The organism is Streptomyces sp. NBC_01267 (assembly GCF_036241575.1).
GTDB lineage: Bacteria > Actinomycetota > Actinomycetes > Streptomycetales > Streptomycetaceae > Streptomyces.
The window spans coordinates 69,326-82,696 of sequence record NZ_CP108456.1 but is presented as its reverse complement, the minus strand read 5'-3'; the positions used below and the strand labels follow the sequence as shown (position 1 = coordinate 82,696).

11 protein-coding genes are annotated in these 13,371 nt (G+C 71.6%); 9 read left to right on the top strand and 2 right to left on the bottom strand.

Features of this window, described 5'->3' with window-relative positions:
* Positions 1-167 precede the first annotated feature (167 nt).
* The 6 genes from OG709_RS35285 to OG709_RS35260 all read left to right on the top strand — a co-directional run bounded on the left by OG709_RS35285 (position 168) and on the right by OG709_RS35260 (position 7,504).
* Positions 168-818, top strand: a complete 651-nt coding sequence (locus OG709_RS35285; protein ID WP_250306155.1) for a ScbR family autoregulator-binding transcription factor — start codon at positions 168-170, stop codon at positions 816-818.
* 302 nt (positions 819-1,120) lie between these two features.
* Entirely contained in the window at positions 1,121-1,945 is an 825-nt protein-coding gene (locus OG709_RS35280; RefSeq protein WP_250306153.1) for an AfsR/SARP family transcriptional regulator, read from the top strand.
* A 407-nt stretch (positions 1,946-2,352) separates the two neighbouring features.
* Positions 2,353-3,174 (top strand): AfsR/SARP family transcriptional regulator, encoded by an 822-nt coding sequence (locus OG709_RS35275; protein ID WP_250306152.1) that lies wholly within the window; start codon positions 2,353-2,355, stop codon positions 3,172-3,174.
* A 181-nt stretch (positions 3,175-3,355) separates the two neighbouring features.
* The gene (locus OG709_RS35270) at positions 3,356-4,312 is read left to right on the top strand and encodes an aromatase/cyclase (RefSeq protein ID WP_250306150.1); all 957 of its coding nucleotides are present in this window, start codon (positions 3,356-3,358) and stop codon (positions 4,310-4,312) included.
* 123 nt (positions 4,313-4,435) lie between these two features.
* Positions 4,436-6,622: a condensation domain-containing protein gene (locus tag OG709_RS35265; protein WP_329169340.1), complete on the top strand. Its 2,187-nt coding sequence runs from the start codon at positions 4,436-4,438 to the stop codon at positions 6,620-6,622.
* 84 nt (positions 6,623-6,706) lie between these two features.
* A complete protein-coding gene (locus OG709_RS35260; protein ID WP_250306149.1) occupies positions 6,707-7,504 on the top strand; it encodes an AfsR/SARP family transcriptional regulator in 798 nt (265 codons plus the stop codon).
* Positions 7,505-7,531: 27 nt separating this feature from the next.
* Here the strand turns inward: OG709_RS35260 and OG709_RS35255 are convergent, their stop codons facing one another.
* Both OG709_RS35255 and OG709_RS35250 read right to left on the bottom strand, forming a co-directional pair.
* Complete coding sequence (locus OG709_RS35255) at positions 7,532-8,578, bottom strand: AfsR/SARP family transcriptional regulator (protein WP_329169337.1); 1,047 nt, start codon at positions 8,576-8,578, stop codon at positions 7,532-7,534.
* Positions 8,579-8,678: 100 nt separating this feature from the next.
* A complete protein-coding gene (locus tag OG709_RS35250; RefSeq protein ID WP_250306145.1) occupies positions 8,679-9,425 on the bottom strand; it encodes a thioesterase II family protein in 747 nt (248 codons plus the stop codon).
* A 472-nt stretch (positions 9,426-9,897) separates the two neighbouring features.
* On the opposite strand from OG709_RS35250, the gene OG709_RS35245 reads away from it, so the two are divergent.
* Genes OG709_RS35245 through OG709_RS35235 form a run of 3 tightly spaced genes read left to right on the top strand, consistent with a single transcriptional unit; the run spans position 9,898 to position 12,823 of the window.
* Positions 9,898-11,631: an acyl-CoA dehydrogenase gene (locus tag OG709_RS35245; protein ID WP_250306143.1), complete on the top strand. Its 1,734-nt coding sequence runs from the start codon at positions 9,898-9,900 to the stop codon at positions 11,629-11,631.
* Positions 11,632-11,666: 35 nt separating this feature from the next.
* A complete protein-coding gene (locus OG709_RS35240) occupies positions 11,667-11,927 on the top strand; it encodes an acyl carrier protein (protein ID WP_266646609.1) in 261 nt (86 codons plus the stop codon).
* Positions 11,924-12,823: a 4'-phosphopantetheinyl transferase family protein gene (locus OG709_RS35235; protein ID WP_250306140.1), complete on the top strand. Its 900-nt coding sequence runs from the start codon at positions 11,924-11,926 to the stop codon at positions 12,821-12,823. The genes OG709_RS35240 and OG709_RS35235 overlap by 4 nt, the downstream gene beginning before the upstream one ends.
* Positions 12,824-13,371: the final 548 nt, after the last annotated feature.

Sequence of the window (13,371 nt, the reverse complement as noted above, 5' to 3'; positions counted from 1 at the left end):
ACAACGAGAGGCAGTCCCCGCACGGTCCGGTGCCCGGTCGCCGGACCGTGCACCGGGCGTCCACCGCGCACCCGGAGCAGTAACCCACAGTGACAACGGGGAGTTGGCACCGAGGCCGCCCACCGGCGGTCGGCCACGGTCCTCTTCCCTCACCCAGGAGATACGAGATGGTGCAGCAGGAGCGTGCCACGCGTACGCGAAGGTCCTTGATGCGAGCGGCTGCCGAGACGTTCTCCGAGGAAGGCTTCAGGCCGTCCTCGCTCAGCGCCATCAGCAAGCGGGCCGGCGTCAGCAACGGTGCGCTGCACTTCCACTTCAAGAACAAGGACCTGCTGGCACAGGCCGTGGAGGAGGAAGCGGCAGGGACCGTCCGGCAGATCACCCGGGAGGCCGACGAACGGCAGGACACCCCCTTGCAACGGCTCGTCGACGCGACGTACGCGCTGATGCGCTCGATCGAGGAGGACGTGGTGGTCCGCGCCGGTCTGGAACTGGTCGGCACCACCGAGCGGTGCGACGAGACCCCGGACCTGCGCCTGGAGTGGCAGCACTGGATCGAGCAGGTGTTCCGCGCGGCGGAGGCCGGGGGCGGGCTCGCCGAGGGGATCTCGGTGTCGAGCGCCTCGACCGCCGTCGTGGCGGCGACCATCGGCTTCGAGGTGCTGGGCATCAAGGACCCCAGCTGGGTGTCGCACCACATGCTGTCCCAGTACTGGGACCTGATGCTGCCCCGGCTGGCCCCGCCGGAACTGCTCTCGACGCTGCATCCGCACGGCACGGCAGCGGTCGTACCGGCCGAGGTGGAGCAGGGCAGATAAAACAGACCGACCCGACCGTTTATGGCACCCCCTGGACGATCACCTTCCGTTCAAGTGCCGTTCAAGATCAATGAAATTGCCGCTCCGGGTAAATGATCTCGGCACCTTCAACATCCCCAACGCCAGGCTAGATACTGACATATGGGGAAACAGGCGTGGTCCGCGAGCCGGATTCTCCGGGTCGACCCAGAAAGAGAAACCGTCTGTGCGGTTTTGAATTGACAAACCGTCTGGCCTGTTTTTATTGTTCTGTAGTGGGGACAGCCCCCGCGAGCGGCAGCATCCACCAACAGGGAGACGCTGTGGACATCAACGTATTGGGCGCGTTGGCGGTGCAGGAGAACGGACTCTCCATCGCGCCCACGGCCCCCAAGCCCCGGCAGGTCCTGGCGCTGCTCGCCCTGCACGCCGACCGCGTGGTCCCCATCTCCTGCCTGATGGAGGAGCTCTGGGGCACCACCCCGCCCCGGAGTGCCCGCACCACCTTGCAGACGTACGTGCTGCAGCTGCGTGAGCGCATCTCGGCCGCCCTGCTGCGGGGTGACGACGCCGGGCGGCGCAACGCCAAGGACGTACTGGTGACCACACCCGGCGGTTACCTGCTGTCCAGCGGTGACGGCGTCAGCGATGTCCGCGAGTTCGACCGCCTCGCGGGCATGGGGTACCGGGCCATGGACGGGGGCGACTTCCCCGGTGCCGCCCGGCAGTTACGTGAAGCGCTGGCACTGTGGGGCGGGGACGCCTTCACCGATGTGGCGACGGGGCCTCAGCTGGAGATGGAGATCAAGCGGCTCGACGAGGGCCGGCTGTGCGCGCTCGACCAGCGCATCGAGGCGGATCTGCGGCTCGGCCGGCACCGCGAACTGCTCGCCGAGCTGACTGTGCTGGTGAATCGTTACCGCACGCACGAGAACCTGCATGCGCAGTTCATGCTCGCGCTGCACCGCTCGGGGCGCCGCGGCGAGGCGCTCGATGTGTACCAGCGGCTGCGCACGACGCTCGTGCGGGAGCTCGGCCTGGAACCGTCGGTGGCGCTGCGCCGGCTGCAGAGGTCCGTCCTCGTCGCCAACCCCGAGTCCATGGCGGCCCCCACGGGCGCCAGGGAGCCCCTTGTGTCAACGGGGTGAGCAGCGGAGAACAACCCGCTTTCCCGGTCCTGGAGTTGACAGGAGAACCTGGGGACGGAATGCAGGAACAGGAATTGGTATACGGAATTCCGGAAACGCGAACCTCCGGAAACGCGAACCTCCGGAAACGCTGGTCTCCGGAAACGCCGGCCTCCGGAAACGCGGACTTCCGGCGGGCAGAATTTCTCATATGTCTTGCGAGTCTGTTTCGAGTGCCCTTGCAGACGACCTTCAGGCAAACTTCAGACGATCTTCAGCCGGTCCGATTCGGTTACTCGGAGCGAGGGTTGGAGGTTTCCTCAAGGCCTGCTGGAGGAATCCGGGGGTGCCGAATCATTCCGGCTACTGTGCTCGCGACGACGGCTTCAGGTCACTGACAGGAACTCGACGAGGTACGGAGGAAACCAGTGAGGATTCAGGTTCTGGGCCCGTTGAGTGCTGAGGTCAACGGGGAGTCGATCGTTCCGACGGCGGGCAAGCCACGGCAGATTCTTTCTCTGCTCGCGCTCTATCCGGGGCGGGTTATGCCAGTAGCGACTCTGATGGAGGAGATCTGGGGTTCCGAGCCCCCGCAGAGCGCACTCACCACGCTGCAGACCTACATTCTGCAACTCCGCCGCAGGCTCGGCACCGCGATGGGTCCCGATGCCCCGGGCGGCGCCAAAGAGATCCTTGCCACCCGGCACGGCGGCTACTTGATGCAGATATCGCCCGAGAGTGTCGACGTACACGAATACGACCGGATGGTGACGGAAGGGCGGGGCGCTTTCGAGGCCGGCGACGACGCGCTGTCGGCCGAGCGTTTCCGCACGGCCCTCGACCTGTGGCGCGGACCCGCCCTCGTGGACGTACGGGTGGGGCCGATCCTGGAGATCGAGGTCATGCGCTTCGAGGAGAGCCGTCTGGGCACCGTGGAGCGGCGCATCGACGCCGACCTGCGGCTCGGCCGCCACTCGGAACTCATCGCGGAGCTGACAGAGTTGACGGCCCGGTACCCGCAGCACGAGGGGCTGCACTCGCAGGCCATGGTGGCGCTGTACCGTTCCGGCCGGCAGGCCTCGGCGCTCGACGTCTACCGCAGGCTGCGCGGGCGGCTGATCGAGGAGCTCGGCGTCGAGCCCTCGCCGCAGGTGCAGCGGCTCCACCAGGCCATTCTCGCCGTCGATCCGCAGCTCGACATCACCGCGGGCCCGCGGCGCGGCTCAACCTTCGATCTCTACGCGGCCTGATCCGGGCGCCCCGGCCGCGCCGCGCCGCGCCGCTGTCGGGGCCGGGCTCCAGCGGCGCTCAGGCGGCGGTCGAGTCGTTCCGTACATCCTCGGGGGACTGCCGAGTTCGCGGAGGCATATCGACCGTGTGCCCGTACGCGCGGCAATCGGCGGCCCTTTCCCCCGAGAGAAGGTGTTGCCGGTGTCGAGTCAGCGTATGCGCCGGATGTCCCACGAAGTCGAGGTGGCCGCTTCCCCGGGCGTCGTCTACGGCCTCGTCGCGGACACCGTCCGGTGGCCGATGTTCTTCCCCCACCACGTGCACGTGGAGCGGCCCGAGTTCGACGGGACGCGCGACCGGATGCGCATGTGGGTCGTCGCCGACGGACAGGTGAAGTCCTGGCTCTCGCACCGGGTACTGGACCCCGTGCGGCGCCGGATCGTCTTCAGCCAGGACCGGATCATGACGCCCGCGCAGTCCATGGGCGGCACGTGGACCGTGGACGACCTGGGCGACGGCCGTTCCCGGCTGACCATGGAGCACGAGTTCTCCGCCGCGGACGACCGGCCCGACGACCTGGCGTGGCTGGAGCGCGCCGCCGCCGCCGAGGCCCGCTCCGACCTGGAGAGCATCCGGTTCTTCGCCGAGCGGTGGGACAGGCTCGACTCGCTGGTCGTCTCGTCCGCCGATTCGGTCCGCGTCAAAGGCCCCGCCGAGCTCGTCTACGCGTTCCTGTACGAGGTCGCCGACTGGCAGGGACAGGTGCCGCACGTCGCCCGCGTCGAACTGGACGAGGCGCAGGCGGGGGTCCAGAAGGTCGTCATGGACGTCACGAACGCCTACGGCGGTGTGCGTACCGTCGAGTCGGTACGGGTGTGCTTCCCGCACGCCGGGCGCATCGTCCACAAGCAGTTCCCGGCGCCGGGCCTGATCGCGTCGCGCACCGGTGAGTGGTCCGTCGTCCCCGACGAGACCGGGGTCACCGTCGCCGCCGAGCACACCGTCCTGCTGCGCGAGGAGGCCATCGAGCCGACGCTCGGCGCGGGCGCCACGGTGGCGGACGCCCGTCGGTACGTGCAGGCGGAACTGAGCCGCGAGAGCCACGAGATCCTCGAACTGGCCCGGCGGCACGCGGAGTCGGCCATCCGCGTGCTCTGAAACCCGTGTCAGTTCCGCGTCAGCGCCCCGTGGGGGCGCCGGACCATGATGGATCTCCGCGCTCGAAGGAGAGGAGGAAGGGCCTCCGTCGCCGTGCGCGCGTGACAAGGGCCCGCAGAGCCGATGACGACCGACCAACGCATCGCAGAGGTGTCCCTGACGGCCGTGCTGGACCTCGGAGACGCCACGCCCGACGGGCCGGCCACCCTCGAACTGCGCGGCCCGCTCGACCCCTCCGTCCTGAGAACCGCACTGGCCCGGATCGCCTCCGGGTCTCCCGCGCCGCGCGGCGAACAGCCCCGGCTGCGGCGGCACGGCCCCGGCCACCACACCCTGGAGTGCTCGGGCCGCTACCCGCTCGGCGCCCTCGCCGACCTGCTGACCGCCGCGCATCCGCCGCCCGGCGCTCCGGAGCGGGAGCGGTCGGACCGGGAACTGGCGGACCAGGAGCGGTCGGACCGGGAACTGCCGACGCGGGAGCGGCCTGACCGGGAGCTGCCGGAGCTGTTCGAGCCGACCCCGCTGCAGCGCGAGATGCTCGCCGAGTCCGCCTCCTGCCCGGCGCCCCAGGTCGGCCAGCTCTTCTGGCGCTGGCACGGGCCCTTGGACACCGGCCGGTTCACCGCGGCGTGGCAGGCCGTCTTCGACTGCGAGACCGTGCTGCGCGCGGCGTTCGTCCGGGACCCCGAGCCCCGCGTGGCGGTGTACCCGCGGTCCAGCCCCGACGTCGTACGGCACCGGCACGGCACCGTCACCCGGCAGGCGCTCATGGAGCGGGAGCGGCTGCGCGGCTTCGACCTGAGCCGTCCGGGGATGCTGCGGGCCGCCCTGCTCGACGGTGAGCCGCAGGAGGGGTACGTCCCGCCCACCGATGTGCTGCTGACCTACCACCGCGGTCTGCTCGACTCCTGGAGCGTGCGGCTGCTGCTCCAGGAGTTCTACCGCGCCTACGTCGACTCGGGCACCCTCAGGGGCGGCGAGCGCCGGCCCGATCTGCGGGACTACCGCCGCTGGTTGAGCGCCCAGGGGCAGGGGCCCGCCGGGGAGGTCTTCGCGCGCCGGGCCGAGGCGACGGCCGCCGCTCTGCCCCGCGCGCCCGCGGGCGCCGTCACGCGTCGGCACGGTACGGGCCGCACCGGGGCCCGGCTGAACCGCACCGAGGCGGCCCGGCTCGCACGGTGGTCGGTGCGCCGGGGAGCCACCGAGTCCGTCGTGCTGCAGGCGGTCTGGGCCATGCTCCTGTACCGGGCGGCGGGCCGGGTACGCGGTCCGGCCGAGGTGAACTTCAGCGTGCTGGTCTCCGGCCGCGGCATCACGATGGAGGGCATCGCCCGGGTTCCCGGCCCCTTCGGCAACCCGCTGCCGATGACGGTCGAGGTCGACCCGCGGCGCACGGTCCCCGAGTTGCTGCGCGACGTACGCGACCGCGCCCTGGACATCGCCGCCTGCGAGTGGGTCTCCGCCGGGCAGCTCCGCGCCGCGGCGGCCGGGCCCCTGAACGGCCCCGAGACCCTGCTCTCCTTCGAACACCGGCTGCGCCCCCTGGAGGACCTGGGCGCGGACCTCGCCGCCCAGGGCATCCAGGTGACCGACCCCGACCCCGCGGCCCCGCAGACGGGCTTCCCGATCGGCGTCGTCGCGTACTACGACAGCACGGGCGGCCTGGTGCTGAGCTCGGTGCACGACCGCGGCCGGCTGGACGACGACGGGGTGGCGGCGCTGCTGGCCCACAGCGCCCGGCTGCTGCGCGAACTCCCCCTCGGGGCCGGGGACGTGTCGACGATCGCCGAGGTGCTGTCCGGTCTCGCCGGTGACGAGGTGCCGCGTCTGTACGACGCGGTGGCCGGACAGTTGGTGTGCCTGCGTCCGGCACGGGAGCCCGGCGCCGGGACGGTCTGTCTCGTCGGCCCGTCCGGACCGGGCGACGGGCACGACGACCGCCACGACGAACTGGTCGGGTGCTACCCGGGGCCCCAGGCACTCGCCGTACTGCGGGGGCACCCGGACCAGGCGGGTGCCGCGCTGTGCCCGTCGGTGGGTTCTCCGGTGGGTCCCCTGATGGATCCTCCGGCGGGTTCTCCGGCAGGCTCTCCGGCGGGCACCACCGGGCCGCTGGTGCTCGGCGCTTTCTCCGGATCCGGGGCCCTGGCCTGCGAGTTGGCCCGGTCCCTCGCGTCGCACTACGGCAGGCCGCCCCTGGTGGTACTCGGGACGGAAGGCACGGCGGGCGACGGCGTCGCCGACTTCGCGCGCCACCTCGCCGCCGCCGCCGAACGAAGCGGGCGAGAAGGCCTGGCCGCGAGAAAATGACTCGAAACAGTTGACGGAAAAACCGACTGCGCTGTTTTCTTTATGTTCATCGACCCACCGCGCGCACCAAGCCGTAGGAGAGCCATGGACATCGAGATACTGGGCGTGCTGTCCGTGCGGGAGGGCCTGGTACCGGTCGTCCCCACCGCCCCCAAACCCCGTCAGGTCCTGGCGCTCCTCGCGCTCCGGGCCGACCGGGTGGTCGCCTCCGGCGAGCTGATCGAGAACCTGTGGGGCGACAGTCCGCCCGGCAGCGCCCGTACCACCGTGCAGACGTACGTCATGGGGCTGCGGGACCTCATCGGGTCCGCTCTCACCCGGGCCGGTGAGACCTCGGTGACCGCCAAGGACGTGCTGGTCACCGTCGACGGCGGCTACCGGCTCGACACCCGGGGCGGCACCGTCGACTTCCGCGAGTTCGAGCGGCGGGCCGGGCTGGGCTACCGGGCCATGGACGCCGAGGACTACCGGGGCGCCGCCGACCGGCTGCGGCACGCGCTGTCGCTGTGGACCGGCCCGGTACTCGCCGACGTACCCCTGGGGCGGCCCGCCGCCCGGGACGCCGGGAAACTGGAGGAGGCCCGGCTGACCGCCCTGGGCCAGCGCATCGAGGCCGATCTGCGCCTGGGCCGCCACCGTGATCTGCTGCCCGAACTGACCGCCCTCGTCAGCCGGTTCCCCGCGCGCGAGGAGACACACGGCCAGTTCGCGCTCGCGCTGCACCGGTCGGGGCGGCGGGGCGAGGCGCTCCGGGTGTGCGAGCGGCTGCGCGGCACCCTCGCCCGGGAGCAGGGGCGAGAGCCGTCGGCCGGGTTCAGCGGATTGCAGCGCCTCATCGTGACGGCGCCCGAGACGGCGGCCGTGCGCGGCCCGGCGGGCTGACGGGACGGCGGCGCGGGGCCGGTCCCCCTACCCGGCCCCCTGGCCGCCCGCCACCCGCCGTGCGGCGCTCGCGGTCAACGCCTCGAAGCGGTGCAGCAGACGCTCCTGTTGCAGTTGCAGTCCCTCGATCCGGCGGTGCAGCCTGGCTATCTCGTCGCCCAGGGTGAGCGCCGTGGCCCCGGACTCCGTACCCGCCGCGGACCCGGACGTCGTCGTGGCCGGGGGACCGGCGGCGTCCGCGGGGCGGGCCGCTCCGGCGGTGGAGAGGACCGGGTCGTGGTGGAGGATCGCCTCCATCAGGCCGCGCAGTGCGGGCCCCGGCTCGATGCCCAGCTCGTGCACGAGCCGCTTGCGCGCCCGGTCGTACACGCCGAGCGCCTCCGCCTGCCGCCCGCAGCGGTAGAAGGCGACCATCAGCAGGTCGTAGAACCGCTCCCGCATGGGGTGATCGGCCGTCAGCTCCTCCAGCTCGCCGATGATCTCGCCGTGCCGCCCCGTACGCAGGCACGCGTCGTACATCATCTCCAGGGCCGCCAGCCGGTGTTCCTCCAGCTGCGCCGACTCGACCGCGCAGATGTCACCGAGCACGCTGCCCTCCAGGGCCGGCCCGCGCCACAGCGACTGGGCTCTGCGCAGCAGGTCGACCGCCTGCCCCGGGTCGTGGAGCAGGGCCTGTCTGCCCCGGGCGGTCAGGTGGTGGAAGCGGGCCGCGTCCGTGTCGTGGGGGTCGAGCTGCAGGGCGTAGCCGAGCGAGCGGGTCACGATCCACGGGTGCTGCTCCCCGTCCGGACCCTGCCCCGAAACCGAACCCGGGCCCGGCGCCGGGTCCGGGCACCCGTCCGGCCCGGACAGCAGCCGACGCAGCCGGGTCACATGGGCCTGCAGCGCGTTCGCCGCGTTGGCGGGCGGGTGCTCGCCCCACAGCTCGTCGATCAGCCGGTGCACGGACACGCTGTGCCCGGCCTTCACGACCAGCGCGCCCAGCAGGGCACGCTGCTTGGCGCCCGTAGGAAGGATCCTCAGACCGGTTCGCTCGTCCTGGACTTCCACGGGACCGAGAATGCGGAACTGCATTTCTCCCCCTTGTGCAGGCCGGAAATCCAGCCGGTTGCGGTCGACGGGCGGCCGACGGGCGCGCAGGTCCTTCCCGGCGCGCCGCCCTGTGCCGATGGGCTCACGAGGAGCGCACCGCGCCGGATGCGTCCAGCGCCACGGTCACGTCCTGCTCGATCTGCCGCAGCAGCGGGTCCGGATCGTCCTGGAAGTAGAAGTGGCCGCCGTCGAAGACCCGCAGACCCAGGAAGTGCTCGGTCTGTTCCTCCCAGCCGGTCATGAGCCGCGGTGGTACGAAGTGGTCCTCGCTGCCCCCGTATGCGGACAGCGCCACCGGCAGCGGAACGGTGCCCGGCTCGGGGCACCAGCTCTCCACCAGGTGCAGGTCGGCCCGGATCACCGGGGCGAACCGCGCCCACAGCTCGGGGTTGTCGAAGACCTCGTCGGGCGTTCCGCCGAGCAGCTCCAGATGGGTCTGCAACTCGGTGTCGGACCGTTCGTGGCGCGGCTCGTCCGCGGCCCGGAGTCGGGGCGCGCCACGGCCGGACACCCCCACCCACACCGGCAGCGGACAGCCCCGGGCGGCCAGCCGCCGCGTGATCTCGTACGCCATGAGGCCGCCCATGCTGTGCCCGAAGAAGGCGTAGGGGACGGTCAGTTCGGGTTCGAGGCGGCGCAGGAAGAACTCGGCGAGCCGGCCGGCGTCCGCGATCTGCGGCAGATCGAGGAGCCTGCCGCGCCCGGGTGCGTCGAGCAGCCGCACGTCCCAGGTGTCCGGCAGGCGGGCGGGCCAGTGGCGGTACAGCAGATGTGATCCCCCCGCATGGTGGAAGACGAACAGGCGCAGGGCGGGTCGTGTGCTGTCCATCGCTCTCCTCCGGGGGAAAGTCCGTGGGCGGACCACGGGCGGGAACTCCGCGATTCCGTCCGCGATTCCGTCCGTGATTCCGTCCGTGATTCCATTCGATTTCCGGACCCTAGACGGTGTACGGAAATCGGGGCGCGGGCGCCAGACGGGCTCCGCCCCTGGTGTGAGCGTTCTTGAGTCATCTTCAGGCGGCGGAATCCCCGCGCCGGCCGCTTTCGTACCGTCGCCCGTCCGGACCGGCGCCGCCGCCCCGGGCCGGACCTGGGCGCACGCGGAACCGAGGGCGCGCGGCCCCGCCCGGCACGGTCCTGTGGTGGAGCCCGTGCGGGTCTCAAGTGGTTCTCCAGAGCGGGCGGCGAAGCTCGGCCCAGAGGTTTCCGTACGAGGGGCCTGCCCTGCGGAAGGTGGCGGATCAATGGCATGGGGGACGACGCTCGCCGATGAGAGGGCAGCCGCGGCACCGCGACTGCGTGTGCCGGCACCCTTGAACTCCGAGGCCGCGGTGCAGGAACGTGTCGCCGACCTGGAACAGCGCTTCGGCGACCCCTGGGACCCGGACAACCCGCTCGGGCACGCGGGCCTGCTCAGGGCCGACGAACTCGGCGTCCTGTCGCCCGAGGCCGAACAGCTCCTCGACGACTTCCACCTGAACGCCGAATTCGTGCCCGCTGCCCTCGGCGGGCGGCTCGTACGCGCGGACACCCTCGCCCGCGTGCTGCGCCCGGTGTTCCGCCGCGACCAGGCGCTCGGTGTGGGGTACGGCGTCTTCTCCGCCCTGGCGGGCGCCTCCGTCTGGGCCGGCGGCAACCGCGCTCAGCGGCGATGGGCCGCCGACCTGCTGCTGGGCGGTGGGCGGCTGGCCGTCTCCTACCGTGAACTGGCCCACGGAAATGCCTTCCTGCGCGACGAGTTCAGCCTTCGCGCGCACGGCGGCGCCCTGACACTGAGCGGCTCCAAGCGGGTCATCATCAACGCCGACCGCGCCCAGGGCCTGGTGATCGTGTGCCGCAGCTCCGACGAGCCGGGGAGCCGGGCCCACTCCACGCTGCTGCTCAACCGCGACGAACTCCCTGCCGACCGGGTGCGCGATCTGGAGCCCTACCCCATGGTGGGGATGCGCGGCTGCCGCAAGACCGGGCTGGAGTTCACCGACTGCCCGGTCCCCGAGGACAGCCTGCTGGGCGAGGAGGGTGGCGGGGTCGACCTGGCGCTGCGGTCGTTCGCGTTCACCCGCAGCATCCTGCCCTCGATGGTCCTGGCCGGGGGAGACACCGCGCTGCGCACCGCCCTGCGGTTCGCCGACACGCACGGGGTGGACGGGCGGAAGATGGACCGCAATCCGCAGGCCCGCCGCACCCTGGTCGGCGCCTTCGCCGACCTGCTGATCTCCGACAGCCTGGCCCTGGTGAGCACCCGGGCGGCCGGGCGGGGCCACGGCATCACCGGCGTCTACGCGGCTGCCGCCAAGTACCTGCTGCCCACCCTGCTCAACGACGCGGTGCACGAGCTGTCGGTACTGCTCGGCTCCAGCATCTACGTACGCGACGGGGCCTTCGGGATCTTCCAGAAGCACGTGCGGGACCTGCCGGTGACCAGCCTCGGTCATGCGGGGGCCGCCGCCGCGCTCTCCACGATCAGCCCCCAGCTGCCGGCCCTCGCCCGCCGCTCCTGGCTGGTGGACTCGGCTCCGGCCGACACCGACAGCTCGCTGTTCAGGCTGCGGGACGAGCTGCCCTCGCTGGACTTCCGGCGGCTCGGGGCGTTCGCCGCGCACGACCCGCTGTGCGCCGAACTGACCGTCGCGGCCGACGGCCCGGCCGCCGCGGCCAATCCCGTACTGGGTCCGCTGGTGAACCGTCTCGTCGAGGAGCTGCGCAGGCTGCGCAACTCCTGCGCCACCCTCGCGCCGCTCAGCCGGGACAGCCTCGCCAACCCTCACACCTATGCACTGGCCGACCGCTACACGCTGGTGCTCTGCGCCGCCGCCTGCCTGGGCGTGTGGCGCCACCAACAGGGCGGCCCCGACACCTTCCTGGCCTCGTCGGACTGGCTCGTGGTCGCGCTGCTGCGGATCTGCAAGCGGCTGGGCATCGGTCTTCCGGCCGACGCCCCCGGCCCCGAGGGCGAGGTCTTCACCGAACTGCTGCGCCGCTACTACCTGGGCAGCAGCTTCGACCTGTACGACAGCCCGCTGGCAACCAGCTGACCCGCGCCGGACAACGCGCGCACCGGAGGACCGACATGAGTGAACTACTGCTGGACAGGGTCACCGACGACGTCGTCGTGGCCCTGGAGACGGGGCTGCCCCCGGCCGGTGAGCACAGCAGGCTGTACGAGGACCTGGGCTTCGACTCCCTCATGCTGATGGAGCTCGTCCAGCGGCTGCGGGAGCGCCACCCCGCCCTCGGCGACCTGCCCCTGCACGCCATGGTGGGCGGCATGGCCGACGTCGGTACGCTGACCGGCCTGCTGCGTGCCACGGCCCTGGAGAACACGGCGTGACCACCGCCGTGACCGCTTCGGCGGTGCTGCCCGCCCCCGCCCTGCTCGCCACCCTCGCCGAGCCGCTCCTGGTCACGCCCATGGGGCAGTGGGAGACAGTACGACGCGAACTGGCCGAGCGGGCCAGCGTCGTGGTGTACGGGCGGCTGGAGGACTGGATGCCGGACTGGCTGTCCGACGACAGCGCCGAGTCCGCGCTGCCGCCGCTGCTGGGACGGGACTGGGAGCGCTACCGGGACATGTCGAACGCGGACGTGCGCGCCCGCTTCCTGGCGTCGCGGCTGCTGCTCAAGTACGCGGCGGCGGCGGTCCTGGAGGCCCGGCCGTCCGACATCGACCTGGCCTACAAGCCCGGTGGCCGCCCCTATCTGCGCGGCTGCGACCAGGTGGACATCAGCCTCAGCCACACCGCCGACCTGCTGGTGGTCGGCCTCACCCGGCGCGGCTGGATCGGCGTGGACGCGGAGCTGGAGAGCCGGAAGCTGCGCGGCACGGCGGTGGAGCGCCACATCTGCACCCCGTACGAGGCGGAGCTGCTGGCCCGGATGGAGGAGCAGTGGCGCAACCCGGCCCTGGTGCGGCTGTGGACCCTGAAGGAGGCGTACAGCAAGGCCATCGGCCAGGGACTGCGGTTCCGCTTCACCGAGTTCGGGTTCGCGCCCGGGGCGAAGCGGGTGCAGGTGCTGCGGCCGGACGGCACACCGGGCTCGGGTGACGAGTGGAGCTTCGGGACCTGGAGCGTGGCGGACGACTACACGGTGAGCGTCGCACTGTTCGACATCGGCTTCGGGGACGCGGCGGACATCGCCGCCCAGACCATGCTCGACGAGGGCATGGTCGACGCACTGCTGCGGGTGGCCCACCAGGCGGAGCAGGACGGCCGCGGGCTGTCCTGAACTCCCGTACTCCCACGACTCCCGCCCACCCGCGTGCGACCAGCGGGGCGGGGGTGCTGCGCCGCCGCCCGTAATGCAGAACCGGCCCGCCAGTGGCGGGCCGGTGTCCTGTGCGGAGAGGGCAGGATTCGAACCTGCGCAGGCTTTCGCCCGACTGAAGCGTGCTCCGGTCCCCGATAAACCACTCCGGGCACCTCTCCCTGGGTCGTGCGCGGAGAGGGCAGGATTCGAACCTGCGCAGGCTTTCGCCCGACTGAAGCGTGCTCCGGTCCCCGATAAACCACTCCGGGCACCTCTCCCTGTCCTGGGGGGACGATCCGGTTTCCCGTGCCGTTCCCTTCCGACATCCATAAGCATGCCCCCACCCCCTGACACCCCACTGACGAGCGGCTGACGGTCAAGCACACGTGCCGGCAGGCCAGTTCGTCACGGGGATCCGTTCACCCGTGGATGGTGGGTGTGACCGAGTTTGTCGCTGATCGTGCGGCGCGACTTGGCCACCATCGACGCGTGTGTCCCTGGTGCTTCCGTGAGGTGGTCGGTCAGGG